Here is a 25,044-nt window from a genome sequence, read left to right on the forward strand (position 1 = left end):
ATGAAGATCCTGATTTCCACCGATATCGAAGGCGTCGCCGGCGTCTTCCACGCCGAACAGGTCCGCGCCGGCAACGGCGAATACGAGCGCGCCCGCGCCTGGATGACCGCCGAGGCCAACGCGGCCGTGCAAGGCGCGATCGCCGGCGGCGCCGAAGAGATCCTGGTCAACGATTCGCACGGCGGCTTTCGCAACCTGCTGCCCGACGGCCTGGACGAGCGCGCCCGCCTGGTGCTGGGCAAGCCGCGCTACCTGGGCATGATGGGCGGGCTGGAAGAAGCGTGCGACGCCGTGTTCATGATCGGCTACCACTCGCGTTCGCAAGGGCGCGGCATCCTGGCCCACACCATCAACAGCTTCGCGTTCGCCCGTGTCGTCATCAACGGCATGGAGCTGGGCGAAGCCGGGCTGTACGGCGCGCTGGCGGGCGAAATGGGCGTGCCCGTCATCCTGGGCACGGGCGACGACGTATTCATCGAGGAAACCCGGGACACCTTTCCGGGCGCCGAATGGGTCCAGACCAAGGTGGCGCACGGCCAGGGCAGCGGCGTCACGCTGTCGCCGGCCGCGTCGCGCCGCGCGATCGCCGCGGCGGCCGAGACCGCCGTGCGCAACCTGAAGCGCGGGGGCGACAAGAAAGCCGTTCCTTTCCGCATTCCCGCCCCTATAGAATGCCGGTTGCAGACGCAGAGCGCGGCCCTGGCCGACCTGTTCTGCATGTGGCCCACGCTGGAACGCGTGGACGGCGTCACCTTGCGATTCACCACGGATAGCATGCAGTCGGCCGTCCGCACGCTGAACAGCCTGGCCGCCATGTCTTTCATGTTGCGCTAAGGATCACTCCCCCCATGTCTAGCACCGACGCCCGTATCGCCCAATTGCGGCAGGCCATGAGCCGCCGCGGCCTGTCCGCCTATGTCGTTCCCTCATCGGACCCGCATCTGTCCGAATACCTGCCGGCCCGCTGGCAAGGGCGGCGTTGGCTGTCGGGCTTCACGGGGTCGGTCGGCACGCTGGTGGTCACGGCCGACTTTGCCGGCCTGTGGGTGGACAGCCGCTACTGGGTGCAGGCCGAAGCGCAATTGGCCGGCACCGGCGTGCAGCTCATGAAGATCGCGCTGGCCACCACGCCCGGCCATGTGGACTGGCTGGCCGCCAATACCAAGGCGGGCGAGGTCATCGGCGTGGACGGGCAGGTGCTGGGCCTGGGCGCATTCCGCGCCCTGTCCGCCGCTGCCGCCACTTCCGGCGCCGCGCTGGAAATCCGCGAGGACCTGCTGGACGAGGTCTGGCCGGACCGGGCGGGCCTGCCCGGCGCCCGCATCTACGAACATGTGGCGCCCGAAGCCTGTGTCGCCCGCGCCGACAAGCTTGCCCAGGTCCGCGAGGCCATGCGCGCGCACGGCGCCGACGTGCATTTCATCTCGACGCTGGACGACATCGCCTGGCTCTTCAATCTGCGCGGCGCGGACGTGGACTACAACCCGGTATTCGTCGGCCATGCGCTGGTCGGCCTGGACCACGCCACGCTCTTCGTGGCCCCCGGCAAGGTTGACGACGCCCTGCGCGCCACCCTGTCCGCGGACGGTGTCGAAGTGGCGGACTACGCCCAGGCGGCGGACGCGCTGGCTTCTTTGGAGCTGGACCAGAAACTGTTGATAGATCCGGCGCGCGTGACCTGCGGCGTGTTTCACGCCATGGATCCGGCCGTGCCGCGCATCGAAGCCATCAATCCGTCCACGCTGCTGAAGTCCCGCAAGACCGACGCCGAACTGGCCAATGTACGCCAGGCGATGGCGCAGGACGGCGCCGCGCTCTGCGAATTCTTCTCCTGGTTCGAAGGCGCGCTGGGCAAGGAAACCATCACCGAGCTGACCATCGACGAGCAGATCACCGCCGCCCGCGCGCGCCGTCCTGCCTACGTCTGCCCCAGCTTCGCCACCATCGCGGGCTTCAACGCCAACGGCGCCATGCCGCATTACCGGGCAACCGCGGAATCGCACGCCACCATCGAAGGCAATGGCCTGCTGCTGATCGACTCGGGCGGCCAGTACCTGGGCGGCACCACGGACATCACCCGCGTGGTCGCCGTGGGCACGCCCAGCGCGGACCAGAAGGTCGATTTCACGCTGGTGCTCAAGGGCATGATCGCGCTGTCGCGCGCGTCGTTCCCGCGCGGCACCCCGTCGCCCATGCTGGACGCCATCGCCCGTGCGCCCATCTGGGAGGGCGGCGCGGAATACGGCCACGGCACGGGCCACGGCGTCGGCTACTTCCTGAACGTGCATGAAGGCCCGCAGGTCATTTCGTACCGCGCGATGCCGGGGCCGCATACGGCCATGGAACCGGGCATGATCACCTCGAACGAACCGGGCATCTATCGTCCTGGACGGTGGGGCGTGCGGATCGAAAACCTGGTGGCCAACCGAAGCTGGCTCACCTCCGAGCTGGGCGAGTTCCTATGCTTTGAAACCTTGACGATGTGCCCGATCGATACGCGTTGCATCGAGCCGTCGCTGATGCGCGAAGACGAGATCGACTGGCTGAACGACTATCACAAGACGGTGCTGGAACGCCTGTCGCCGCTGGTCGAGGGCGAGGCGCTGGCCTGGCTGGAGCGGCGCTGCGCGGCGATCTGATCGCGCCTGTCGTGGATAGGCCGGTGTATGGGCCGGTGTGGGGACCGGTGTGGGGACCGGAGTAATGGACCGGTGGAAGAACGGACCGGTGTAATGGACCGGCGCAAGAAAAAGGCCGCGGGGCATGCCTCCGCGGCCTTTTTCATTGCGGGGCGCGCGGCCCCGCTCGCTATGCCGGGGCGCCTTGGCGCGCGCGGTAGAGCAGGCGCGCGCCGAACAGGCAGCCCATTGCAAGCAGCGCCCCGTAGATCAGCAGTGCCAGGACGGCCGCAGCCTGGGATTCGGCGGCCCACGCAAGCTGGTTCCAGGTCATCGACGTCAGCACCGCCAGGCCCAGCCCGATGCCCAGCGCCTGGGCGAACCAGAACGCAAGGCTGCCAAGCGCCACGGCACGGCCCATCGCGGGGTGTTCCAGGCGGCGGGGCAGCACGTTCAGGCAGACCAGCGTGGACAGCACAAGCAGGATGATGGGCAGCACCCAGTATCCCAGCGCGTGTTCCGTCCAGCCCGCGCCCATCGCGTGCATCTGCATATAGCCGCCCAGCATGATCGAAACGCTCGTCTGCCAGGCCAGGATGGTGAGGCCGCAGATCCAGGCCACGTGCCGCCGCGTCAGGGGCGGGCTGCCCGCCGGTCCGGCGGGGGCGGCTGTCCAGGTCGCGATGCGCACGGCCAGGCAGATCCCGATGATTTCAAGCGGGATGGTGATCGCCCGGATCAGGAGGTTCATGGTGATGAACCGGCCGGTGATGCCCAGGCCGAACCATTCCTCCAGCAGTGAGCCGCTCTTGATCAGGCTGCCCAGCATCGCATTCTGCGCGATGGCCATGCCGCTCGTCAGGCAGAGCGTGTAGAGCGCCTGCAAAGCAAGGAAGGTGCCCAGCAGCCTGGCCGGCTGGTCGACGGTGGAGGTGCCATGCCGCGTGAGCCAATGGCGCGTCGCGCCCCAGGCGGCAAGACCGACAATCACCAGGGTGGAGACCAGGTTGGCCAGCAGCGGCGCCAGCACGGAAGGCTGCGTGAAGTTCTCCCGGAGCTGCTCCATGTAAGGCGAGGGGCCCAGCAAGGAATAGGCCTGGACCAGCGTGGTGTACGCCAGCCGCAGCAGGACGGCGGCAACGGCAATGCGCCAGGCGAGGGAGTAGGCGGGGCGGGATAGGGTGGTCATCGGCGCTTTGCGGAGGACAATGAGAACGCTGTCCGGAAAACAGCGGCCAAAAAATAGGGAGCGAACATAGCATGGCGTTTTCGCATGCCGCGCGTCAATGTCATGCGGAGTGCAGTCAAATGTTACGCGGACGCTGCTAGGGGAAAACCCAAATAACTGCCGCCGCCCGGCTATAATCCAAATTTCCCGCACGCGCCCGCTCGTCCCGGGTGCTCATTACGATGACCAAATACGTATTTGTCACCGGCGGTGTGGTGTCTTCCCTGGGCAAGGGCATCGCCGCCGCGTCGCTCGCCGCCATTCTCGAGTCGCGTGGTTTGCAGGTGACCATGCTGAAGCTCGACCCCTACATCAACGTCGATCCGGGCACGATGAGCCCCTTCCAGCACGGTGAGGTGTTCGTCACGGAAGACGGCGCCGAAACCGACCTGGACCTGGGCCACTACGAGCGATTCATTTCCGCTCGCATGCACAAGGTGAACAACTTCACCACCGGCCAGATCTATGAATCCGTGCTGCGCAAGGAGCGCCGTGGCGACTACCTGGGCAAGACCGTCCAGGTCATTCCGCACATCACGAACGAGATCCAGGACTTCATCGCCCGTGGCGCCGAAGCTGGATGGAATGGCAACACCGACGTCGCCATCGTCGAGATCGGCGGCACCGTCGGCGACATCGAGTCCCTGCCGTTCCTGGAAGCCGCGCGCCAGATGAGCCTGCGCATGGGCCGCAACAACGCGGCCTTCGTCCACCTGACGCTGGTGCCCTTCATCGCCTCCGCCGGCGAACTGAAGACCAAGCCCACGCAGCACTCGGTGCAGAAGCTGCGCGAAATCGGCATCTACCCGAACGCGCTGCTGTGCCGCGCCGACCGCCGCATTCCGGACGACGAGCGCGCCAAGATCTCGATGTTCTCCAACGTGCCCCTGGACGCGGTCATCTCCGTCTGGGACGCGGATTCCATCTACAAGATCCCCGCCATGCTGCACAAGCAGGGCGTGGACAACATCGTCTGCGAAGCCCTGGGCCTGACCCCGCCGCCGGCCGATCTGTCCATGTGGGACAACCTGGTCGAGGCGCTGGAGCACCCCGAACACCAGCTCACCATCGGCATGGTCGGCAAGTACGTCGACCTGACCGAGTCGTACAAGTCGCTGACGGAAGCCCTGGTCCACGCCGGCATCCACACGCGCTCGAAGATCAACATCGAGTACATCGACTCGGAAGACATCGAAACCCGCGGCACCGACCAGCTCAAGCACCTGGACGCCATCCTGGTTCCGGGCGGCTTCGGCAAGCGCGGCACCGAGGGCAAGATCGCCGCCATCCGCTACGCGCGTGAAAACGGCGTGCCCTATCTGGGCATCTGCCTGGGCATGCAACTGGCCGTCATCGAGTTCGCGCGCCACGTCGCCGGCCTGGGCGGCGCCAACAGCACGGAATTCGATCCCTCCGCGCCGCACCCGGTGGTGGCGCTCATCACCGAGTGGATGGACCGCGAAGGCAAGGTCGAAAAACGCGACAATTCGTCCGACCTGGGCGGCACCATGCGCAAGGGCGCGCAGCGCGTGCCGATCAAGCCGGGCACCCGCGCGCAGACCATCTATGGCGACGAAGTGAACGAACGTCACCGTCACCGCTACGAGGTCAACAACGTCTACGTGCCGCGCCTGGAAGATGCAGGCATGGTGATCAGCGCCCGCACGCCGTCCGAGAACCTGCCGGAAATGATGGAATTGCCCGACCACCCGTGGTTCGTGGGCGTGCAGTTCCACCCGGAGTTCACGTCCACCCCGCGTGACGGCCACCCGCTGTTCTCCAGCTATATCCGCGCCGCCATCGAGCAGAAGTCTCGCCGCGGCCAGGAGGCGTAATGCGCATCCGCGGTCTCGAGTTCCGCATGCGGATCCTCGGGGCCGCGGGCCGTCGCCTTGGGGGGCGGCACGCCAGCGCCGCCCTATACGGCGGCGCTTCTTTCGGATACAACCAATTAGCATCGGATATGCGTCGCCCGGCCGCCTTGCGCGACACTGGCGGCGTCGCCGTATCCGGCGCCAGACCGAAACCAACGCAACTGCTCTGAAGGAACCCCATGAGTGCTTATCTCATCGCCGACGTCACCGTGACCAAGCCCGCGCAGTATGAGGATTACAAGCGTCTGTCCACGCTCGCCATGCGCGCGTACGATGCAAAGATCCTGGTGCGCGGCGGCGAGTCCAAGCACCTCGAGGGGCGTGAGCCGGGCCGTACCGTCGTCATGGAGTTTCCGACCATGGCCGCCGCCCAGGCCTTTTACGACTCCTGGCAGTACCGCCGTGCCCGCAATGCCCGCGAAGGCGCGGCCGTCATGAATATGTTTATCGTTCAGGGAATGTAAAGTCATGAGTGCAATCGTCGATATCATCGGCCGCGAGATTCTTGATTCGCGCGGCAACCCCACCGTGGAATGCGATGTGCTGCTGGAGTCCGGCGCCATGGGCCGCGCGGCCGTGCCGTCGGGCGCATCCACCGGCGCCCGCGAAGCCATCGAACTGCGCGACGGCGACAAGAGCCGCTATCTGGGCAAGGGCGTCCTGCGCGCCGTTGAAAACCTGAATACGGAAATCTCCGAAGCGCTGATGGGCCTGGACGCCCAGGAACAGACCTTTGTCGATCGCACGCTGATCGAACTGGACGGCACCGAATCCAAGGAACGCCTGGGCGCCAACGCCATCCTGGCGGCCAGCATGGCCGTGGCCCGTGCCGCCGCCGATGAATCGGGCCTGTCCCTGTATCGCTACTTTGGCGGCAGCGGCCCCATGAGCATGCCCGTGCCGATGATGAACGTCATCAACGGCGGCGCGCACGCCAACAACACGCTCGACCTGCAGGAACTGATGATTCTGCCGGTGGGCGCAGGCAGCTTCCGCGAGGCCCTGCGCTGGGGCGCAGAAGTCTTCCACATGCTCAAGAAGCTGATCCACGGCCAGGGCATGTCCACGGCCGTCGGCGACGAGGGCGGTTTCGCGCCCAACGTGCCCAGCCACGAAGCCGCCATCCAGTTGATCCTCAAGGCCATCACCGAAGCCGGCTACGAGCCCGGCACGCAGATCGCCCTGGGCCTGGATTGCGCCAGCTCGGAGTTCTACCGCGACGGCAAGTACACGTTGGCCGGCGAAGGCGGCATCTCGCTGTCCTCGCAGGAATTCACCAACCTGCTGGCCACCTGGTGCGACAAGTACCCGATCATCTCCATCGAAGACGGCATGGCCGAAAACGACTGGGACGGCTGGAAGCTCTTGACCGACCAATTGGGCAAGAAAGTGCAACTGGTGGGCGACGACCTTTTCGTCACCAACACCAAGATCCTGCGCGAAGGCATCCAGAAGGGCGTCGCCAACTCGATCCTCATCAAGATCAACCAGATCGGCACCCTGACGGAAACGTTCGCCGCCATCGAAATGGCCAAGCGCGCCGGCTACACCGCCGTCGTGTCGCACCGTTCGGGCGAAACCGAAGACTCGACCATCGCCGACATCGCCGTGGCGACCAACGCCATGCAGATCAAGACCGGTTCGCTGTCCCGCTCGGATCGCATGGCCAAGTACAACCAGCTCCTGCGCATCGAAGAGGAACTGGCTGAAGTGGCGTCGTATCCTGGCCTGGAAGCTTTCTACAACCTGCGTTGAAGAAGCGCGGCCGCGGGGCTTGCCGCCGCGGCCGCTTCCACGCCACGACTGCTGAGGGTTCCTGCGTATGCGCCTGTTGTTCCTGGTGCTGTTCGTGCTGCTAGGCCTGATCCAATACCCGCTGTGGCTGGGTAAGGGCGGGTGGTTCAAGGTCTGGGATCTGCAACGCCAGGTGGCGGAACAGCACGAGACCAATGAAGGCCTGCGCGCGCGCAATGCCGCGCTAGAGGCCGAAGTGCGGGATCTCGAAGTCGGTTCCGGCGCCATTGAAGAAAGGGCGCGCGGAGAACTGGGCATGATGCGCGACGGCGAAGTGTTCGTGCACATCCTGCCGCAGAACACCCAGCCGCCCGCCGGCGCCTCGCTGGCGGCGGATGCGGCGGCCAAGCCCGCCGCGCCCGCGCGCACCAGCGCCCCGGCCGCCCGGCCCCCCGCTGCCGCGCCTGCCCGGCCTGCCGCCGCGCCTGTCCGGCCTGCCGGCTCTCCCGCCGCCAGTTCCACCACGCCCCGGCATTGATGCCGGGCGCGGGCCGGCCGCTTCGGCCTTCCTGCTTCTGTTTTTGCTTTTGCGTCCGCTTTTGCGCCCGCTCCAGCATCTGCCCCTAATCGCAGCGCGGCAGGCTGCATTCGCCGTACACCATGCCTGCCGGGCGGGGCGTCTTGCGCGCCCAATCCACCGGGTGTGTATGCATTTCGGTTTCGAGCTCGACCCGGATGGGCAGCAGGCCCTTGGCCTGAGCCAGCCCGGCGTAGCTGTCCGATTGCCTTCCCAACACCGCCAGCAAGGCCCGCAGCGGCGGCAGCAATGGCTTGTGCAGGTAGGTCAGGCGCAGTTTCAGTGTGTTGGCGCGGAAGATGTCCTGGCCGCCAGGCCGCGGCGGCTCGCGCGCGTGCTGTAAGTCCAGGTAGTCATTGTCGATGGCGCGCAGCCCAGGGGCCGTGGCGACGTCCAAGCCGGTGCGGGCGTGCTCGCGAAACGATTGCTCGTCCGGCAGCAGCACTTCAATCCGCCAGGGATGGGTTCCGGTCAACGCGGCCAGCTCGGCCAAGGCGCGTTCCTGCCGGCGCTGTGCGCCCGCCGGCCCTTGCGGATCCGCGTACTGCGGCAGCAGTGCCTGCAGGAAGGCCGCCCGCATGCGGGCCGGATCGCCGTGCGCGGTGGCGCCCGCGCGGGCCGCCTCCATCAGCGCCAGATGCGCCATCTGGCGCGCCGCATGCCAGCGGGCGGCTTCGGCCGACAGCAGCCCCAGCAGCAGCACGATGGCGGCGGCGACGGCGAATTCGATGGCGGCGGCGCCTAGCTGCCGGCGGCCCGCCACGGACGGGGGCATAAAAGAAAAGGCGGTCATGGCTGCGCAGTGTGGCGCGGGCATGACCGCCTGTCGATGCGGACAATCCGGTGTGACAAAAGCCGGCCGGCGGGCTTGCCGGCGGCGTGGATCAGTGCACCGTGGGGGGCGCGTCGCCGGGGGGCGGCTGGTTCGGCGAGAACAGGGTGGCGCAGTCCACGGAATCGAACTTGTAGGGCTTGCCGCAGAAATCGCAGCCCACGTCCACCTGGCCGCGTTCGGCCAGGATGCTGTTGACTTCTTCCTCGCCCAGCGAGCGCAGCATGCTGGCCACGCGTTCGCGGGTGCAGGGACAGTGCCAGCGCACCGGCTGGGGGTCGAACGCCACCAGGGTTTCTTCCCAGAACAGGCGATGGATCAGGGTGTCGATGTCTGTTTCCAGCATCTCGTCGCGCTTGAGGGTGCTGGCCAGGGCGTTGGTGCGGTCCCAGGTTTCGGTGGCGGCCTGCTCGGTGAGAATCTGCGCATCCGCGCCGCCATGGTGGGGCAGGCGCTGTATCAGCATGCCGGCGGTGTGATCGGCGTCGGCCGCCAGCCACAAGCGGGTGTCGAGCTGTTCCGACGCCTTCATGTAATGCTGCAGGGCCTGGGCGACGGTGTCTCCTTCGAGAGGCACGATGCCCTGATAGGCCTGCTGGCCAGGCAGCTTGCGCTGCGGGTCCAGCACGACGATGAAACGCCCGTTGCCGCCGGGATTCAACAGGCTTTGCATGTTGCCGTCGGTGGGCACGTCGTGGCCTTCGCGCATCTTCACGGTGGCGCGCAAGCTGAGGTCGGAGCGGCATTCCACCACCAGCAGGGCGATGGGGCCGTCGCCCTGGATCTGGAGCACCAGCGAGCCATCGAACTTGATGTTGGCCGCGAGCAGGGTGGACGCGGCGACCAGTTCGCCCAGCAGATGGGTGATTGCCGGGGGGTAGTCGTGGTTGGCCTGGACGGCCTTCCAGGTTTCGGCCAGGCGCACCGCTTGCACGCGGACGCTGCGGTCTTCGGTGAGGTATTTTTTAAGCTGATCGGTCATGGCGGGATGTTAGCCGATCGGAGGGGGGTATTCCCCCTGCTGGCAGCAGGGGGTTGGGCCGTTCCCCAGGGCGGTCAGGCCAGCCGTTTCAGGGCGGTCTTGTACTGTTGGCCCCGCGCCACGTAATGGGCGGTGTTCTTGTGCAGATTGGCGATTTCTTCTTCGGAGAGCTCGCGGACGACCTTGCCGATGCCGATGACCAGGGAATTGTCCGGAATGACGCGGTCTTCGGGAATGATGGCGCCGGCGCCAATCAGGCAATTGCGGCCAATGACCGCGTTGTTCAGCACGATGGCCTGCATGCCCACCAGGGCGCCCTCGTGGATGGTGCAGCCGTGCAGCATGGCCTGATGCCCGACCGTCACGTTGGGGCCGATTGTCATGGGACAGCCCGAGTCCACGTGCAGGACGCTGGATTCCTGGATATTGGTGCCATGGCGGATCAGGATGGCGTCGTTGTCGCCGCGGATCGACACGTGCGACCAGATGCTGACGCCCGCTTCCAGCGTGACATTGCCGATGATGTCGGCGCTGTCGGCCACGTAGGCCTGCGGGTCGATGCGGGGGATCAGATCGTTGAGTTGGTAGATGGCCATGCCTAGGTCTCCGGTGGCTGCGCCGGGGCCGCCAGGGGCGCGGCGGTGTCTGGGTTGACCGCGGCGGAGACCCGCGCGCGCTCTTCTTCGCGCAGGCGCAGGATGCGGCGCTGGATCTTGCCGGTGGTGGTCATCGGCAATTCGTCGACGAACTCGATTTCCTTCGGGTACTCGTAGGGCGCCAGGCGCTCGCGCACGTGCTCCTGCAAATTCTCGATGACATCGTTGCGGTCACGGTGCACGAATTCGGGAGTCAGGACGACATAGGCCTTGACCAGGGCGCCGCGCTCGGCGTCCGGCTTGGGCACGACCGCCGCATTGGCCACGGCCGGGTGGCCAATGAGGCAGCTTTCGATTTCGCCGGGGCCGATACGGTAGCCGGCCGACTTGAAGACGTCGTCGGCGCGGCCCGCGTACCAGAGGTAGCCGTCCGCATCCACGGTGGCCAGGTCGCCCGTCAGGCACCAGTCGCCCTTGAACTTGGCCAGCGTGGCGGCCTCGTTGCGCCAGTAGCCCAGGAACATCACCGGGTCGGGGAAGCCATGGATATCCTGCCGGTTGACCGCGATCTCGCCGGTTTCGCCAGCGGCGACGGGAACGCCGTCGTCGTTCAGCACGGCCACGTTATGGCCCGGGTAGGGCCGGCCCATGCTGCCGGGCTTGGCGGGCCAGCGCTTCTGGCTGTTGCCCACCACGTAGTTCATTTCCGTCTGGCCGAACATTTCGTTGGGCGTCACGCCCAGCGCCGACTGGCACCATTCGAACACGGTTTCGCCCACGCTTTCGCCGGCGCTCATGATGGAGCGCAGGGCGAGCTGGTAGTGGTTGCGGGGCTCGGGCACCGCCTTCATCATCATCTTCAGCGCGGTGGGAAAGAGGAAGGTGTTGGTGACCTGGTAGCGTTCCAGCAATTCAAACGCGCGTTCGACGGAAAACCGCCCGCGCGTGCCGACAATGGGGTGGCCGAAGTACAGCGTGGGCAGCAGGGCGTCCATTATCCCGCCCGTCCAGGCCCAATCCGCGGGCGACCAGAACACGTCGGCGGGCTTGGGGAACCAGTCCTGCGAAGCCACGAAGCCCGGCAGGTTGCCGATAAGCACGCTGTGCGGCAGCAACGCGCCCTTGGGGGCGCCGGTGGTGCCGGACGTATAGAGCAGGATGGCGGGGTCCGACGAGCGCGTCGGGACGGCCTTGAATTCGCTGGGCTGGCGGGCCAGCAGGCTGCGCCAGGGCAGCACGCGTTCGTCCGCGAAGCCGATGCCGATGATCTGTTGCAGGGCCGGGCAGGCGTCGCTGACGGCCAGCAGGTTGGCGCTGGAGGCATGGTCGACGATGGCGATCCGGGTTTCCGAGTCGCGCAAGCGGCTTTCCAGCGCTTCGGGCCCGAACAGGGCCGACAGCGGCAGCACCACGCCGCCGACGCTGTAGATGGCCATATGGGCGACAACGGTCTCGGGACGTTGCCCTAAAACCACACCGACCCTGTCGCCGCGGCCCACGCCCATCTTCACCAGGCCGTTGGCCAGTTGATTGGCGGCTTCCGCCAGCCGGGCGAAGGTCCAGACCTCGCGGTTGCCGGACTCATCTTCGTAGTAGATGGCAATGCGCCGCGCATCCGGACTACTGGATGCCCAGCGGTGGCAGCACGCTTCCGCGATGTTGAACTGGGTGGGTACCAGCCAGCGGAATGTTTGGTAGAGCGCCTGATATTGGTCGTTCATGGCCCTATGTTGTGAGCATGTTGCAGCGTGAACGGGTCAGATCGCCCGTTGCCCCAGATGCAAGCATGACCTAGAGGGACGTGAACTGCAATATCCCCGTTGCGTAACGGGGACGCATACGGGTTATCACGGATGCTTGCTTTGGCGACGCAGGGCGGAAGGCAGGGCGGGCAGTGTCAGGGAGCGGGGCGGGCGAGTGGCGGGATCGGCCTGGCGCTCCGCCTGCAGGGCGGCCCAGTCCAGCAACTGCAATTGGCCATCGTGGGTTTCCGCCAGGGCGGAAAGGCTCTCCACCCAGTCGCCGTCATTGCAGTAGAGGATGCCGCCCACGTCTCGCAGTTCGGCCTTGTGGATGTGGCCGCAGACCACGCCATCCAGGCCGCGGCGGCGGGCTTCGCCCGCCAGCGCTTCCTCGAAGTCCGTGATGAACGACACGGCGTTCTTGACCTTGTGCTTCAGGTACTGGGACAGCGACCAATAGTGCATCCCCAGCCGGTGGCGCAGCCGGTTGAAGTGGTGGTTGATCCACAGCGCCAACTGGTACAGGCCGTCGCCCAGGTGAGCCAGCCAGCGGCTGTGCTGGATCACCCCGTCGAACTGGTCGCCGTGCAGCACCAGCAGGCGCAGGCCCTTCGCCGTGACATGGACGTCCTCGTCCAGGATCTCGATGTCGCCGAAGGCGTAGCCCGCGAACTCGCGGGCGAATTCGTCGTGGTTGCCCGGGATGAACACCACGCGGGTGCCGTTGCGCGCCTTGCGCAGGATGCGCTGGATGACGTCGTTGTGCGCGCGCGGCCAGTGCCAGTGCTTGCGCAACTGCCAGCCGTCCACGATGTCGCCCACCAGGTACAGGGTGTCCGAGTCGTTGTGATCCAGGAAATCAAGCAGGAATTCCGCCTTGCACCCGGCGGTACCCAGGTGAATATCGGAAATCCAGAGGGCTCGCCAGTGCGCGGGGCGGATGTCGTTCACGGTCGCTTCCCTGTGGGCTGTGGTCATGCTTGAGAATGAAACCACCCTCCCATGACGCGCGCGTGAAGAATCCATGACGCTGTTGTGACGCCGGCGCGGGCTGGAGCCCTGCTGGCGTCATGCCCGGCGCGTCAGGGTTGCTGCTGTTGCTGTTGCTGCTGCCTGGTCTTCTTGCGTTGCGGCGCGTTGCGCACCCGCGTGCCCAGTATCCGGTCGTGCAGGAATTGGCCGTCGGGGTCGAACCACGACCAGATGAAGAGCGTGAAGGGCGCGGCGACGATGAACATGTCCATGGACGGCCAGCCCGTGGCGCTGGCCGCGGCCCAGACCACGGCGGCGCCGGCCAGCACCAGCGGCCAGGCCAGGATGTAACGCAGGATCAGGCGTCCGGTGGACGGGGTATTGCCATCGCGGTCGACCAGACGGATGTTCCAGGTTTTCATGGGCAGCGTCTGACCCCGGCGGCGCCAGCACAGCACGAAGTACGCGCCGATCGCGACGAACAGCCAGGCTTGCCGCGCGGGGCGCAGTTCAAGGGCGTTCTTGCTCTGGGTCAGCGTATCCAGCAGGTAACCCGCCAGGAAGACCACGCCAAACAGCAGCACGGCTTCGTACATCATGCAGGCGAATCGGCGTAGCCGATTGGGGGTTTGGTCGAGGGGGGCGTCGGTCATGGAGCCGTATTATCCATAAAAATCCGCCAAGCCCCACGGCGCGCATGCCGGGGCCTCCCGCCGCCCTTGGGGCGAGGCACGGGTCAGGGTTGGGGGTCGCGCGGGCGGCGGGTGCGGGCGCGCGTGGCGGGATGGGTGCCCAGCGCGTCATCGGTAGCGTTGCGCAATGCCGCCATGTTGGCCACCGGACCCACCATGGCGGGGGCGACGCTGGCGGCGGCAGCCACCTGTTGCGGCTGAATGTGCGGGTCGCCCAACGCGATTCGATACGGCTGCAGCGGCAGCAAACCCTGGATCGTGCCCAGGTCATTGGCGGCGTCGGCGCGCTCTTGCAGCGTGGCCTGTTCCTTGCGGAACGCGAGGATGGCGCTCATCAGGCAGTGGGCGACGTATTGATCCCGTAGCCGGTCGATGGGCGCGCCGGGAGTGTCCTCGCTCTCTGTCACCGCTTTTGGGGCCGGCGCCGCCGTTGCCGCGGCCAGCTTGCGCGCCGCGTGTATGCGTTCAAACGATGCGGACTGCGTCCGCGCCGCGCGGTCGGCCCGGGTGTGGACGCCCACGCGTTCGGCAAGATAGGGGTCGCGGGCTTCGTCGGCACGGACCGGGCCCCTCTGCTCGATGGCGCTGAGACTCATGAAGGCATCAGGCCGGGACGGCCAATTGGCGGATGGCCGCGCGCGTAAGCGTCGCGAAGGTCTCGGGGTCATCGAAGGCCCTTGCGGTCAACATCGCGCCATGCACGGTGGACATGAATGTCCGCGCGTCGACCTGAGCGTCATCGCGCAGGCGGAGCTGCCCCTTAGCCGCGCCTTGCTCGAGCACCGACGCAAGCCACGCGCTCAAATCGCCGAAGTAGGCGCGAACCTCGTCCGAAATCGCCCGGGGAATCATGGGCGATTCGGCTGCCAGCATCACGCAGATGCACATGGGCAATGTGCCTTCGCGGATGCACTTGGCCCAGTAATCCGTGTAGGCCGTCAGCCGGGCCAGCGGGTCTTCGACGTGTTGGTCGAGCGCCGCCAGGCCCTCACGGGCCTGCTCGCGATGCCGCGCCACCACGGACAGCACCAGGTCCGCCTTGGTCGGGAAATGGTGATGGATGCTGGGCTTGCCGATATGCACCCGTTCCGACACGTCCGCATAGCTGAACCCGTGATAGCCCCCCGCCGCGAGCAACAGCTTCGTCTGCTCGATGATTTCGATTGCTCTGGGGGAAAGTTCCACGGTCATGGGGATTCGCTCTGGATGGTTGGGAAAGACGCTGCACTCGGTCGCCATTGGCGATAAGTTGGGGCCGGGCGCTTGCAATGCTGCCAATCTACTAGTTGGTCGGTTGATCTGTCAAGACTGCGCTTCGCCTGCCCGCGCCTCGGGGGACATTCCAGGAACGCGCAAAAAAAAACCCGCCGGTAAGGGCGGGTCTATAAAAGGGGCTATGCAGCCCCCAAGGGGAAAATCAGTCTGGGACCTGAGGGCCCCGGGCCATGCTCAGGCAGCGGAATGCGCGTTCTTGGCGCTCGTCTTGCCAGCCAGGGCCTTGATGCCGTGGGCCAGCTTGCGCAGGCCTGCAGCCAACGCCCGCATCGGGTGCGGACGGAATTGTTCTTCAATCGCCTGGAGCATCAGTTGGCGCTCGAGTTCGTCGGTCAGGCGGATAGTGTTGTTCGGGTTGTTCACAATAGCCTCCACGGGCTTGCACAGTTGTTTGCTACTAGGGATAACCCGAATTATAGGGTTTACCCTGCAACTGTGCAAGAGGCCGATCGAAGCTGGTGCAACCTGGCAACACCTTGGTGCTGATAATGCCCCAAAATCGCGCGCCGGGGCACCATAAGCAAAGATAGCGGCCGCATGTTGCGGCGCTTTTACAACTCAGGCGTCGCGGTAACCGGCAGCGACCAGTTCAAAACCAAACAGGCGGCAGTCCAGCGAACCGTTGTGCAAGGGCACGCGGCGCTTGGGCTTGAGGCGCATCTGGTTGGGCAGCGTCAGATCGCTGGTGATGACATGGAGCTGCCAGCCCGCAAAATTGCGCTTCAGGCAGGCGGCCCAATCGCGCCACAGATCGGAATCCTGCTCGGTTCCCATCCGTTCACCGTACGGCGGATTGGTGACGATCCACCCGTGGTCCGCGGGGGCCGTGACGTTGCGCGCATCGCCGACCTCGAAGCGGATGGAATCCGCCGTGAGCCAGGCGCGCTCGGCATTGTTCTGAGCGAATTCAATGGCTTGCGGATCCAGGTCGTAACCCACCAGCGGCGCATCGAGTTGCGGCAGGATGCGCGCGCGGGCGTCATCCTTCAGATCGCGCCAGCGGTAGGCGTCATGGTCGCGCAGGCGTTCGAAGCCGAACGGGCGGGAAATGCCCGGAGGCACGCCCAGCGCGATCCAGGCCGCTTCGATCAGAATCGTGCCGGAACCGCAGAACGGGTCCAGCAGCGGCGCGGCCGGGTCCCAGCCCGCCAGCGCCAGCATGCCGGCCGCCAGATTTTCCCGCAGCGGCGCTTCGCCCTTGTCCAGGCGCCAGCCGCGCTTGAACAGGGATTCGCCCGAGGTGTCCAGATACAGCGTGGCGGTATGACCCGTCAGGAAGAGGTGGACGCGCGCGTCCGGGCGCACCGTGTCGATGCTGGGACGTTCGCCTTCAAGTTCGCGCAGGCGGTCGCAGATGCCGTCCTTGGCGCGCAGATTGCAGTACTGCAGGCTCTGCACCGGGCTCTTGATGGCCGAGGTGTCGACGCGTAGCGTCTGTTCGGCGCCGAACCAGCGTTCCCAGGGGGTGTCGCGGGCCAGGTCCAGGATGTCGTCTTCGTGCGAGATCTCCGCATGCGCCACCTGCACCAGGATTCGGGTGGCAAGGCGCGAATACAGATTGGCGCGCTGCACGCCGGACCAGTCGGTCGAGAACGAGCATCCCGCGCGGCCGGCCTGCGCATCGTCGTAGCCCAGGGCCTGCATCTCCGCCGTCAGGGCCTCTTCCAGGCCTAGAGGGCAAGGGGCGAAGACGTTGAAGATCTCGGCCTGGCGGGGTTCGCGCGGGCGGCGGCTGCGGGTGTCGGCGGCAGGCGCGCGTTCGCGGGCGTATTCGCGTTCCTGGGCAAATTCCGGCTCTTGCGTGAATTCCGGCTCTTGGGCGTGTTCGGGCTCTTGCGCGTATTCGGGCTTGGGCGCGAACTCCGGGGCGGGGCCGTCGTCCTCGAAGGGGTCGTAGAAGCGTCCGGACGGCGTGGCGGGGGCGATGTACTGATCGTCGCGCAGTCGCGGCGCGCGCTGCTGCGGACGCGCGGAACGCGAAGCGGGCGCCGCGTCGCGGCGGGTTTCGTCAGTGCGGCCCCGGGAAGACTGGCCGCGGCTTGAAGAACCGCGATCGGAAGAACCGCGATCGGAAGAACCGCGATCGGACGAAGCGCGGCCGGCCGGGCCGCGATCGGAAGCGCCGCGACCGGACGAACCGCGATCGGACGGGTAGCGATCAGACGAACCGCGATCGTATTGGCCGCGTTCGGACTGGCCGGCGCGGGGCGCCTGTGTCCGGCCGGGGCCGCTACGGCCGCCGGCGGACGGCTTGCGCGCGCCGCGTGCGTCTTCTTCCTGGCGGCGCTGATAGCCGACGGGATCCTTCTGGCGTTCGACGTTTTCCTTGGTGCGCTCGATCTGAGCGACCAGGCGGGCGCGGGCGCCCGTACGGGTGCGCTTGGGCGCGTCTTCGGCGTGGGCGTCGCGCGCCGTTTTCTTGATCGTCAGCGTCTTGCGCGGACGGCCCTGTTCATCAGAGGACATACGAATCCTGGCGAATGTGCAAAGGTAGGGGTATCAGAAGGGTTTGACGACGACCAGCGCCACCACCACCAAGAGCAGCAAGACGGGAACTTCGTTGAACCAGCGATAGAACTTGTGCGAACGGGTGTTCTTGCCCTGTTCGAATTTACGCAGCATCAGGCCACAGGCGTGATGGTAGCCGATGACGAGCAGGACGAAAAAGAGTTTGGCATGCATCCAGCCGTTGCCCGGGCCGACCCCGATGCCATAGCCCAGGTACAGCCACATGCCGAACGCAATGGCCACGACGGCCAGGATGGTGGTGAAACGATACAGCCGGCGGGCCATGCCCAGCAGCGTCGTCTGGACGGCCGGGTCCGATTGCTGCGCCAGATTCACGAAGATGCGCGGCAGATAGAACAATCCGGCGAACCAGGAGGCGATGAAGACTATATGGAAGGTCTTGACCCAAAGCATGGCCATGGCGCGATCCGATCGAGGAAAGCCGCATTGTATGCCGCGATGGAAAGGCCCCCACGCGGCGCGTGAGTTCAGATTACGTAGAGATCCACGTATTCGTGGACCGGCATCGCCTCCAGCGTTTTCTGCTCCAGCGAGGCGTCCAGGATGCGCTGCTGCTGCCTGGGCGGGAAAATGCGGGCCAGGTTGGTGCGGAACTTGGCTTCCAGCAGGGGGATGCCGTCGGCGCGGCGGCGCTTGTGGCCGATCGGGTATTCGCAGACGATCTCGTCCAGCGCGGACCCGTCCTTGAATTCCACGGTCAGCGCGTTGGCGATCGATCGCTTGGCGGGGTTGTGATAATCGCTGGTGTAGGCCGGATCCTCCACGCAGACGATCTTGTCGCGCAACGCGTCAATGCGCGGATCCCGGGCGACCTCGTCTTCGTAGTCGCCGGCGGTCAGGCGGCCGTACAGCACGGGCACGGCCACCATGTACTGGATGCAATGGTCGCGGTCGGCGGGGTTGTTAAGCGGGCCCTTCTTGTCGATGATTCGGATGCAGGCCTCGTGGGTGCGGATCGTGATTTTCTTGATGTCGTCGGCCGTCTTGCCGGCGGACTTCAGCTTGTCGTGGATTTGCATGGCGCATTCCACGGCGGTCTGCGAATGGAATTCGGCCGGGAACGAGATCTTGAACAGCACGTTCTCCATCACGTAGCTGCCGTAGGGACGCTGGAACTTGAACGGCTGGCCCTTGAAGAGCACGTCGTAAAAGCCCCAGGTCTTGGCGGTAAGAACGGATGGATAGCCCATTTCACCGGTCCGGGCGATGAGCGCCAGGCGCACCGCGCGGCTGGTGGCGTCGCCCGCGGCCCAGCTTTTCCGGCTGCCGGTGTTGGGGGCGTGCCGGTAGGTCCGCAGGCTCTGGCCGTCGACCCAGGCCAGCGACACGGCGTTGATCGTTTCGTCCCGGTTCAGGCCCAGCATCTGCGCCACGACGGCGGTGGACGCCACCTTGACCAGCACGACGTGATCCAGGCCGACCTTGTTGAAGGAGTTTTCCAGCGCGATGCAGCCCTGGATCTCGTGCGCCTTGATCATGCCGGTCAGCACGTCGCGCATGGTCAGCGGCGGCTTGCCCGCCGCGACCGCCGTGCGCGACAGCCAGTCGGCCGTGGCCAGGATGCCGCCCAGGTTATCCGACGGATGGCCCCATTCGGCCGCCAGCCAGGTGTCGTTGAAATCCAGCCAGCGGATCATGGCGCCGATGTTGAACGCCGCCTGGACGGGATCCAGCTGGAACTGCGTGCCTGGCACCTTGGCGCCGTTGGGCACCACGGTGCCGGGCACGACCGGCCCCAGCAGTTTCCTGCACGCCGGATATTCCAGCGCTTCCAGGCCGCAGCCCAGCGTATCGATCAGGCAGTTGCGGGCGGTCTCGTACGCAAGACCGCTGCTGATTTCAAAGTTCAGAACGTAGTCCGCGATATCGGCCAGCACCTGGTCGGGATCGGGACGTACGTTGGAGATCGGGGCGGACATAGCAATACCTCTCCAGAAAATGAATACAGGTGGCCATGCCGCGCCCTCGCTAGTGCCTTACTTGCGCTTTTCGATCGGCACGAACTTCTGGTCTTCCGGACCCACGTAGTTGGCGGTGGGGCGGATGATCTTGTTGTCGATGCGCTGCTCGATGATGTGGGCCGACCAGCCCGCGGTGCGCGCGATCACGAACAGCGGGGTGAACATGGCGGTGGGTACCCCCATCATGTGATAGCTGACGGCCGAGAACCAGTCAAGGTTGGGAAACATCTTTTTGACGTCCCACATGACGGTTTCCAGGCGTTCGGCGATGTCGAACATCTTGGTGGTGCCGGCTTTCTTGGACAGCTTCTTGGCCACGTCCTTGATGACCTTGTTGCGCGGGTCGGACACGGTGTAGACAGGATGGCCGAAACCGATGATGACTTCCTTGGCTTCCACGCGGCGGCGGACGTCGGCCTCGGCTTCGTCGGGCGTTTCGTAGCGCTTCTGCACTTCGAAGGCGACCTCGTTGGCGCCGCCGTGCTTGGGGCCGCGCAGCGCGCCGATGGCGCCCGAGATGGAAGAGAACATGTCCGAACCGGTGCCGGCGATGACGCGCGCGGTGAAGGTGGACGCGTTGAATTCGTGTTCAGCGTACAGGTTCAGGGAGATGTGCATCGCCTTGACCCATTCGTCGCTGGGCTTCTCGCCGTGCAGCAAATGCAGGAAGTGGCCACCGATGCTGTCGTCGTCGGTCTGCACGTCGATGACGCGGCCGTTGTGGCTGAAGTGGTACCAGTACAGCAGGGCGGAACCCAGGTTGGCCATCAGGCGGTCGGCGATGTCGCGCGCGCCAGGGGCGTTGTGGTCGTCTTTTTCAGGCAGCACGCAGCCCAGTACGGACACGGCCGTGCGCATCACGTCCATCGGGTGGCTGGCGGCGGGCAGGGCTTCCAGTGCAACCTGCAACTGCGCGGGCAGGCCGCGCAGGCTGCGCAGCTTTTCCTTGTAGGCCTTCAGTTCGGCCTTGTTGGGCAGCTTGCCATGGACCAGCAAGTGGGCGATTTCTTCGAACTCGCTGGTGTGGGCGATGTCCAGGATGTCGTAGCCGCGGTAGTGCAGGTCGTTGCCGCTGCGGCCGACCGTGCACAGCGCGGTGTTGCCCGCGACCACGCCGGACAGCGCGACCGACTTCTTGGGCTTGAAGCCGGCTTTTTCTTCCGGCTTGGCGTCCGGCGTGGCTGCTTGCTTCTTGGGAGCCGTGCTCATGTCTCTACTCCTTTCCTTTTGCGATGGACAATGCAATGGGTGGCGGGCGGCGCCCCGGGATCAGCGTGGCGCCTGATGCCTGGACAATGAAGGATTACGCCTTGCCCTTCTGGAAGAGCGCATCCAGCCTGGATTCGAATTCGTGGTAGCCGATGCGGTCGTACAGCTCTTCGCGCGTCTGCATCAGGTCCACGACATTTTTCTGGTGGCCGTCGCGGCGGATGGCGGAATAGACGGCCTCGGCGGCCTTGTTCATGGCGCGGAACGCCGACAGCGGGTAGAGCACCATGCCCACGCCCACGCTCTTGAGCTCTTCGACCGAAAACAGCGGGGTCTTGCCGAATTCGGTGATGTTCGCCAGCACCGGCACCTTGACGGCCTTGACGAAGCGGTCGTAGGTGGGCAGGTCATAGGCGGCTTCGGCGAAGATCGCGTCGGCGCCGGCTTCCACGCAGGCCAGCGCGCGCTCGATGGCAGCGTCAACGCCGTGCGAGGCGATCGCATCGGTGCGGGCGATCAGGTAGAAGTCGCTGTCGGTGCGGGCATCGGCCGCGGCCTTGACGCGGTCCGCCATTTCTTCGGTGGTGACGATTTCCTTGCCGGGACGGTGGCCGCAGCGCTTGGCGCCGACCTGGTCCTCGATGTGGCACGCGGCGGCGCCGAACTTGATCAGGCTCTTGACAGTGCGGGCGATGTTGAACGCCGACGGCCCGAAGCCGGTATCGATGTCCACCAGTAGCGGCACATCGCACACGTCGGTGATGCGGCGCACGTCGGTCAGGACGTCGTCCATGGTGTTGATGCCCAGATCGGGCAGGCCCAGCGATCCGGCCGCGACGCCGCCGCCGGACAGGTAGATGGCGCGGTAGCCGGCGCGCTTGGCCAGCAGGGCGTGGTTGGCGTTGATGGCGCCAATGATCTGCAGCGGGCTTTCTTCGGTGAGCGCGCGACGGAACAGGGCGCCGGGCGATTCGGGTCTGGACATGATCGTCTCCTTTTTATGCTGGCCCACGACCTTAGCGCGGGTCCGAAAAATAAATCTGTCCCCTGCGCGACAATCGTTTGCGGCTGGGCAGAGAGACAGGTTTATGTTCCGGTCTTGCTTAGGAATTGGGCCCGCATGAACGGGCCCAATCCTTTACTCGTGCGCTGCTTACTTCAGCAGGTCCTTGACGCCGTCGCGCTCTTCGAGGAGCTCTTTCAGCGTGAAGTCCAGGCGCTCGCGCGAGAAGGCGTCGATTTCGAGGCCTTCGATGCGCTTGTATTCGCCGTTTTCGGTCGTGACCGGCACGCCGTAGATGATGCCTTCGGGAATGCCGTAGGAGCCGTCCGACGGAATGCCCATCGTGACCCACTTGCCGTTGCTGCCCAGGACCCAGTCACGGACGTGGTCGATGGCGGCGTTGGCGGCCGAGGCAGCCGAGGACAGGCCACGGGCTTCGATGATGGCGGCGCCGCGCTTGCCCACGGTGGGGATGAACGTGTCGCGGTTCCAGGCGTCGTCGTTGATGAGCTTGGAGAGCGATTCGCCGCCGACGGTGGCGAAGCGGAAGTCGGGGTACATCGTGGGCGAGTGGTTGCCCCACACGACCAGCTTTTCGATGTCGGCGACGGCCTTGCCCGACTTGGCGGCCAGTTGCGACAGGGCGCGGTTGTGGTCCAGGCGCAGCATGGCGGTGAAGTTCTTGGCCGGCAGGTCCGGGGCCGACTTCATGGCGATGTAGGCGTTGGTGTTGGCGGGGTTGCCGACGACCAGGACCTTGACGTTGCGGCTGGCGACGTCGTTCAGGGCCTTGCCCTGCGCCGTGAAGATCTGGGCGTTGACCGACAGCAGGTCCTTGCGTTCCATGCCGGGGCCGCGCGGACGGGCGCCGACCAGCAGGGCCACGTCGGCATCCTTGAAGGCGGTGCGCGGGTCGCTGTGGGCGGTGACTTCCTGCAGCAGCGGGAAGGCGCAGTCATCCAGTTCCATGATGACGCCCTTCAGGGCCTTTTGCGCTTTCTCGTCGGGAATTTCCAGCAGTTGCAGGATGACGGGTTGATCTTTACCCAGCATTTCGCCCGAGGCGATGCGGAATAGCAGTGCGTAACCGATTTGGCCGGCGGCGCCGGTGACGGCGACACGCAAGGCAGGCTTGGACATGGACGTTCTCCGTAATGGTTTGGCGAGAAAAAAATCTCACCAATCAGTGTAATCGTTGGGCGCGGCAATCAGCGCACGCGCAGCGCGTGAGCAGGGCGCGCGCAGGCGTTCGGCGCGAGGCCAGGACAGCGTTGAATCCTAGATTGAATTTACGTGTCCGTCAATTGCTCTTCTATCTTATATAAGACATAAGACGTTGGACAGCGTACCTGCCAATATGCCACAATAGAGCGTTTATTCGAATGCGCCGCAGCCAGGGTCTGGCCGCGCGCCTGTATCAAGCCAGAAGACCGGCAGCAGCAGCGCATTGCGGATGGGTTTGCATCCTTTGCGCTGCGTACCTATTCATCCGGATAAACATGACACTTTCAAGAAGATCCATGGCAGAGCCCCGGCCCGAAACCTCCTTACGCACTCGCGCCGCCCGTCCGACGGGCGAGGGGGCCGCTTTCAGTCCGCTCTACCGCCAGATCAAGGATCTGCTTGTCCAAAGCCTGGAGCGCGGCGAATGGAAGCCGGGCGAACTCATCCCCAGCGAAATCGACCTGGCCGCCCGTTTTCAGGTGAGCCAGGGCACGGTGCGCAAGGCGGTCGATGAGCTGGCCGCCGAGCACATGCTGCTGCGCCGCCAGGGCAAGGGCACTTTTGTCGCCACCCACCACGAAGCCCGCGTACGCTACCGTTTCCTGCGCCTGGCCCCCGACGAAGAGGGCGAGCCCGGCCGTGCCGAAAGCCGTATCCTGGAGTGCCGGCGCCTGCGCGCGCCCGCGGAAATCGCGCGCGCCCTGGATCTGCGGGCCGGCGAAACCGTCGTGATGATCCGCCGCCTGCTGTCCATGGGACAGACGCCCACCGTGCTGGACGACATCTGGCTGCCGGGATCGATTTTCCGAGGCTTGACCCTGGAGCTGCTGAGCGCCAACAAGGCGCCGCTCTATGGCCTGTTTGAATCCGAGTTCGGCGTCAGCATGGTGCGCGCGGACGAGAAGCTGCGCGCGGTCGCCGCGCCGGCCGAAGTCTGTACGCTGCTTAATGTTGCCGCCGGCGCGCCGTTGTTGCAGGTAGACCGTGTGTCTTACACGTATGGTGACCGCCCCATGGAAATCCGCCGGGGGTTGTACTTGACCGATCGATACCACTACCGCAATAGTCTGAATTGATGAGTTTTTTACCTACGATTTGATACCAACCCAATCTCTGGGCGAAAATACCGTGTTTGCCCGCAAGGGCGCCGGCATTCTTGCCGTTACGATTCCCTAGTTCCGAAACACCGAGGCCGTCATGTCCGACACCGCTGCCAAGCCACGTCCGCAGTTTCGCAATATTGGTATTGCGCAACTTGCCAACTACCGCCTGCCCCTGGCCGGCAAGCTGTCCATCCTGCACCGCATCAGCGGCATATTGCTGTTCCTCTGTTTGCCCTTGGTCATTCTGCCGCTGTTCGCGGCCAGCGTGGCCGCGCCGCAAACGTTCGCTGCCGTGGCCGCGTACGCCGGCAATCCGATCGTGAAGCTTGTCTTCCTGGTCCTGGTCTGGGGCTACCTGCATCACTTCTGTGCCGGCATCCGCTACCTGCTGCTGGACCTGCACATCGGTATCGACAAGCTGTCGGCCAAGAAGAGCGCCGGCGTGGTGTTCGGTGTCAGCCTGGCGCTGACCCTGGTGTTCGCCCTTAAACTGTTCGGAGTGCTGTAAATGGCCGCCGCTAAAAACTACGGACCCAAGCGTCTGGTCGTCGGCGCCCACTACGGCGTCATGGACTTCATCATCCAGCGCGTCACCGCCGTCATCATGGCTGTGTATACGCTGGTGCTGCTCATCGGCATCCTGATGATGCCGGCCTTCACGTATGAATACTGGACCGCGCTGTTCAACTTCTACGTGGGCGTTCTTCCGGTTGGCCAGATCCTGGCCACCCTTGCATTCATTGCGCTGGCCTGGCATGCCTGGATTGGCGTGCGCGACATCTGGATGGATTACGTCAAGTCGGTGGGCGTGCGCCTGCTGATGCAAGTGCTGACGATCCTCTGGCTGGTCGGTTCGGTCGTTTACTTCGCGCAAATCCTCTGGAGCATCTAAG

25 protein-coding genes are annotated in these 25,044 nt (G+C 65.4%); 9 read left to right on the forward strand and 16 right to left on the reverse strand.

Translation table 11 applies throughout. The features are described 5' to 3' along the window. Nucleotides 1–834, forward strand: a complete 834-nt coding sequence (locus tag ASE30_RS13575) for a M55 family metallopeptidase (RefSeq protein ID WP_057284825.1) — start codon at nt 1–3, stop codon at nt 832–834. Between the two features lie 14 nt (nt 835–848). Next, complete coding sequence (locus ASE30_RS13580; RefSeq protein WP_057284826.1) at nt 849–2,639, forward strand: aminopeptidase P family protein; 1,791 nt, start codon at nt 849–851, stop codon at nt 2,637–2,639. A 169-nt stretch (nt 2,640–2,808) separates the two neighbouring features. Here ASE30_RS13580 and ASE30_RS13585 read toward each other — a convergent pair whose 3' ends face one another. Continuing rightward, nucleotides 2,809–3,807, reverse strand: a complete 999-nt coding sequence (locus tag ASE30_RS13585) for a hypothetical protein (RefSeq protein WP_057284827.1) — start codon at nt 3,805–3,807, stop codon at nt 2,809–2,811. Between the two features lie 221 nt (nt 3,808–4,028). Here ASE30_RS13585 and ASE30_RS13590 point away from each other — a divergent pair, with 221 nt between their 5' ends. The 4 genes from ASE30_RS13590 to ftsB all read left to right on the forward strand — a co-directional run bounded on the left by ASE30_RS13590 (nt 4,029) and on the right by ftsB (nt 7,992). Further along, complete coding sequence (locus tag ASE30_RS13590; RefSeq protein WP_057284828.1) at nt 4,029–5,681, forward strand: CTP synthase; 1,653 nt, start codon at nt 4,029–4,031, stop codon at nt 5,679–5,681. Between the two features lie 218 nt (nt 5,682–5,899). After that, on the forward strand, nt 5,900–6,184 hold the full coding sequence (locus ASE30_RS13600) for a DUF1330 domain-containing protein (protein ID WP_057284830.1): 285 nt from the start codon (nt 5,900–5,902) through the stop codon (nt 6,182–6,184). Nucleotides 6,185–6,188: 4 nt separating this feature from the next. Further along, the gene (eno, locus tag ASE30_RS13605; protein WP_006218107.1) at nt 6,189–7,475 is read left to right on the forward strand and encodes a phosphopyruvate hydratase; all 1,287 of its coding nucleotides are present in this window, start codon (nt 6,189–6,191) and stop codon (nt 7,473–7,475) included. Nucleotides 7,476–7,542: 67 nt separating this feature from the next. Then, nucleotides 7,543–7,992 carry a cell division protein FtsB gene (ftsB, locus tag ASE30_RS13610; RefSeq protein WP_057284831.1) on the forward strand — a complete coding sequence of 150 codons (450 nt, stop codon included), beginning with the start codon at nt 7,543–7,545 and terminating at the stop codon, nt 7,990–7,992. A gap of 85 nt (nt 7,993–8,077) precedes the next feature. Here the strand turns inward: ftsB and ASE30_RS13615 are convergent, their stop codons facing one another. The 15 genes from ASE30_RS13615 to ASE30_RS13685 all read right to left on the reverse strand — a co-directional run bounded on the left by ASE30_RS13615 (nt 8,078) and on the right by ASE30_RS13685 (nt 22,964). Further along, the gene (locus ASE30_RS13615; protein ID WP_057284832.1) at nt 8,078–8,824 is read right to left on the reverse strand and encodes a TadE/TadG family type IV pilus assembly protein; all 747 of its coding nucleotides are present in this window, start codon (nt 8,822–8,824) and stop codon (nt 8,078–8,080) included. Between the two features lie 91 nt (nt 8,825–8,915). Beyond that, a complete protein-coding gene (gene hslO, locus ASE30_RS13620; protein WP_057284833.1) occupies nt 8,916–9,845 on the reverse strand; it encodes an Hsp33 family molecular chaperone HslO in 930 nt (309 codons plus the stop codon). Between the two features lie 74 nt (nt 9,846–9,919). Continuing rightward, on the reverse strand, nt 9,920–10,441 hold the full coding sequence (locus ASE30_RS13625; protein ID WP_057284834.1) for a gamma carbonic anhydrase family protein: 522 nt from the start codon (nt 10,439–10,441) through the stop codon (nt 9,920–9,922). 2 nt (nt 10,442–10,443) lie between these two features. Continuing rightward, entirely contained in the window at nt 10,444–12,162 is a 1,719-nt protein-coding gene (locus ASE30_RS13630) for an acyl-CoA synthetase (protein ID WP_057284835.1), read from the reverse strand. A gap of 126 nt (nt 12,163–12,288) precedes the next feature. After that, the gene (locus ASE30_RS13635) at nt 12,289–13,161 is read right to left on the reverse strand and encodes a UDP-2,3-diacylglucosamine diphosphatase (RefSeq protein ID WP_156407640.1); all 873 of its coding nucleotides are present in this window, start codon (nt 13,159–13,161) and stop codon (nt 12,289–12,291) included. Nucleotides 13,162–13,265: 104 nt separating this feature from the next. Then, entirely contained in the window at nt 13,266–13,808 is a 543-nt protein-coding gene (locus tag ASE30_RS13640) for an RDD family protein (protein WP_057284837.1), read from the reverse strand. A gap of 83 nt (nt 13,809–13,891) precedes the next feature. Continuing rightward, nucleotides 13,892–14,443, reverse strand: a complete 552-nt coding sequence (locus tag ASE30_RS13645; protein WP_057284838.1) for a hypothetical protein — start codon at nt 14,441–14,443, stop codon at nt 13,892–13,894. Nucleotides 14,444–14,450: 7 nt separating this feature from the next. Next, a complete protein-coding gene (locus tag ASE30_RS13650) occupies nt 14,451–15,038 on the reverse strand; it encodes a TetR/AcrR family transcriptional regulator (protein WP_057284839.1) in 588 nt (195 codons plus the stop codon). Between the two features lie 258 nt (nt 15,039–15,296). Next, complete coding sequence (locus ASE30_RS13655) at nt 15,297–15,485, reverse strand: hypothetical protein (RefSeq protein ID WP_057284840.1); 189 nt, start codon at nt 15,483–15,485, stop codon at nt 15,297–15,299. Between the two features lie 195 nt (nt 15,486–15,680). Beyond that, nucleotides 15,681–17,066: a THUMP domain-containing protein gene (locus tag ASE30_RS13660; protein WP_369819325.1), complete on the reverse strand. Its 1,386-nt coding sequence runs from the start codon at nt 17,064–17,066 to the stop codon at nt 15,681–15,683. Between the two features lie 555 nt (nt 17,067–17,621). Continuing rightward, entirely contained in the window at nt 17,622–18,050 is a 429-nt protein-coding gene (locus tag ASE30_RS13665) for a CopD family protein (protein ID WP_200964431.1), read from the reverse strand. A 68-nt stretch (nt 18,051–18,118) separates the two neighbouring features. Then, on the reverse strand, nt 18,119–19,570 hold the full coding sequence (locus ASE30_RS13670; RefSeq protein WP_057284842.1) for a bifunctional 2-methylcitrate dehydratase/aconitate hydratase: 1,452 nt from the start codon (nt 19,568–19,570) through the stop codon (nt 18,119–18,121). Between the two features lie 57 nt (nt 19,571–19,627). Beyond that, nucleotides 19,628–20,821: a 2-methylcitrate synthase gene (gene prpC, locus ASE30_RS13675; protein ID WP_057284843.1), complete on the reverse strand. Its 1,194-nt coding sequence runs from the start codon at nt 20,819–20,821 to the stop codon at nt 19,628–19,630. 94 nt (nt 20,822–20,915) lie between these two features. After that, complete coding sequence (gene prpB, locus ASE30_RS13680) at nt 20,916–21,806, reverse strand: methylisocitrate lyase (RefSeq protein ID WP_057284844.1); 891 nt, start codon at nt 21,804–21,806, stop codon at nt 20,916–20,918. A 168-nt stretch (nt 21,807–21,974) separates the two neighbouring features. Next, on the reverse strand, nt 21,975–22,964 hold the full coding sequence (locus tag ASE30_RS13685) for a malate dehydrogenase (protein WP_008161849.1): 990 nt from the start codon (nt 22,962–22,964) through the stop codon (nt 21,975–21,977). 380 nt (nt 22,965–23,344) lie between these two features. Here ASE30_RS13685 and ASE30_RS13690 point away from each other — a divergent pair, with 380 nt between their 5' ends. The 3 genes from ASE30_RS13690 to sdhD all read left to right on the forward strand — a co-directional run bounded on the left by ASE30_RS13690 (nt 23,345) and on the right by sdhD (nt 25,043). After that, nucleotides 23,345–24,124 carry a GntR family transcriptional regulator gene (locus ASE30_RS13690; RefSeq protein WP_057284845.1) on the forward strand — a complete coding sequence of 260 codons (780 nt, stop codon included), beginning with the start codon at nt 23,345–23,347 and terminating at the stop codon, nt 24,122–24,124. 121 nt (nt 24,125–24,245) lie between these two features. Beyond that, nucleotides 24,246–24,659 carry a succinate dehydrogenase, cytochrome b556 subunit gene (gene sdhC, locus ASE30_RS13695; protein ID WP_057284846.1) on the forward strand — a complete coding sequence of 138 codons (414 nt, stop codon included), beginning with the start codon at nt 24,246–24,248 and terminating at the stop codon, nt 24,657–24,659. After that, nucleotides 24,660–25,043 carry a succinate dehydrogenase, hydrophobic membrane anchor protein gene (gene sdhD / locus ASE30_RS13700; RefSeq protein ID WP_057284847.1) on the forward strand — a complete coding sequence of 128 codons (384 nt, stop codon included), beginning with the start codon at nt 24,660–24,662 and terminating at the stop codon, nt 25,041–25,043. Nucleotide 25,044: the final 1 nt, after the last annotated feature.

The sequence above is a fragment of the Achromobacter sp. Root83 genome (assembly GCF_001428845.1).
Taxonomy (GTDB): Bacteria; Pseudomonadota; Gammaproteobacteria; order Burkholderiales; family Burkholderiaceae_B; genus Achromobacter.

Excerpts from the sequence above, each read along its gene's own strand:
- ASE30_RS13635 (WP_156407640.1), bottom strand. The coding sequence starts at position 13,161 with ATGACCACAGCCCACAGGGAAGCGACCGTGAACGACATCCGCCCCGCG.
- ASE30_RS13580 (WP_057284826.1), top strand. The coding sequence starts at position 849 with ATGTCTAGCACCGACGCCCGTATCGCCCAATTGCGGCAGGCCATGAGC.
- hslO (WP_057284833.1), bottom strand. The coding sequence starts at position 9,845 with ATGACCGATCAGCTTAAAAAATACCTCACCGAAGACCGCAGCGTCCGC.
- ASE30_RS13685 (WP_008161849.1), bottom strand. The coding sequence starts at position 22,964 with ATGTCCAAGCCTGCCTTGCGTGTCGCCGTCACCGGCGCCGCCGGCCAA.
- ASE30_RS13600 (WP_057284830.1), top strand. The coding sequence starts at position 5,900 with ATGAGTGCTTATCTCATCGCCGACGTCACCGTGACCAAGCCCGCGCAG.
- prpB (WP_057284844.1), bottom strand. The coding sequence starts at position 21,806 with ATGTCCAGACCCGAATCGCCCGGCGCCCTGTTCCGTCGCGCGCTCACC.
- ASE30_RS13575 (WP_057284825.1), top strand. The coding sequence starts at position 1 with ATGAAGATCCTGATTTCCACCGATATCGAAGGCGTCGCCGGCGTCTTC.
- ASE30_RS13630 (WP_057284835.1), bottom strand. The coding sequence starts at position 12,162 with ATGAACGACCAATATCAGGCGCTCTACCAAACATTCCGCTGGCTGGTA.
- ASE30_RS13640 (WP_057284837.1), bottom strand. The coding sequence starts at position 13,808 with ATGACCGACGCCCCCCTCGACCAAACCCCCAATCGGCTACGCCGATTC.
- ASE30_RS13585 (WP_057284827.1), bottom strand. The coding sequence starts at position 3,807 with ATGACCACCCTATCCCGCCCCGCCTACTCCCTCGCCTGGCGCATTGCC.
- ASE30_RS13650 (WP_057284839.1), bottom strand. The coding sequence starts at position 15,038 with ATGACCGTGGAACTTTCCCCCAGAGCAATCGAAATCATCGAGCAGACG.
- eno (WP_006218107.1), top strand. The coding sequence starts at position 6,189 with ATGAGTGCAATCGTCGATATCATCGGCCGCGAGATTCTTGATTCGCGC.
- ASE30_RS13690 (WP_057284845.1), top strand. The coding sequence starts at position 23,345 with ATGGCAGAGCCCCGGCCCGAAACCTCCTTACGCACTCGCGCCGCCCGT.
- ASE30_RS13625 (WP_057284834.1), bottom strand. The coding sequence starts at position 10,441 with ATGGCCATCTACCAACTCAACGATCTGATCCCCCGCATCGACCCGCAG.
- ASE30_RS13615 (WP_057284832.1), bottom strand. The coding sequence starts at position 8,824 with ATGACCGCCTTTTCTTTTATGCCCCCGTCCGTGGCGGGCCGCCGGCAG.
- ASE30_RS13665 (WP_200964431.1), bottom strand. The coding sequence starts at position 18,050 with ATGGCCATGCTTTGGGTCAAGACCTTCCATATAGTCTTCATCGCCTCC.
- ASE30_RS13645 (WP_057284838.1), bottom strand. The coding sequence starts at position 14,443 with ATGAGTCTCAGCGCCATCGAGCAGAGGGGCCCGGTCCGTGCCGACGAA.
- ASE30_RS13670 (WP_057284842.1), bottom strand. The coding sequence starts at position 19,570 with ATGTCCGCCCCGATCTCCAACGTACGTCCCGATCCCGACCAGGTGCTG.
- ASE30_RS13590 (WP_057284828.1), top strand. The coding sequence starts at position 4,029 with ATGACCAAATACGTATTTGTCACCGGCGGTGTGGTGTCTTCCCTGGGC.
- prpC (WP_057284843.1), bottom strand. The coding sequence starts at position 20,821 with ATGAGCACGGCTCCCAAGAAGCAAGCAGCCACGCCGGACGCCAAGCCG.
- sdhC (WP_057284846.1), top strand. The coding sequence starts at position 24,246 with ATGTCCGACACCGCTGCCAAGCCACGTCCGCAGTTTCGCAATATTGGT.
- ftsB (WP_057284831.1), top strand. The coding sequence starts at position 7,543 with ATGCGCCTGTTGTTCCTGGTGCTGTTCGTGCTGCTAGGCCTGATCCAA.
- sdhD (WP_057284847.1), top strand. The coding sequence starts at position 24,660 with ATGGCCGCCGCTAAAAACTACGGACCCAAGCGTCTGGTCGTCGGCGCC.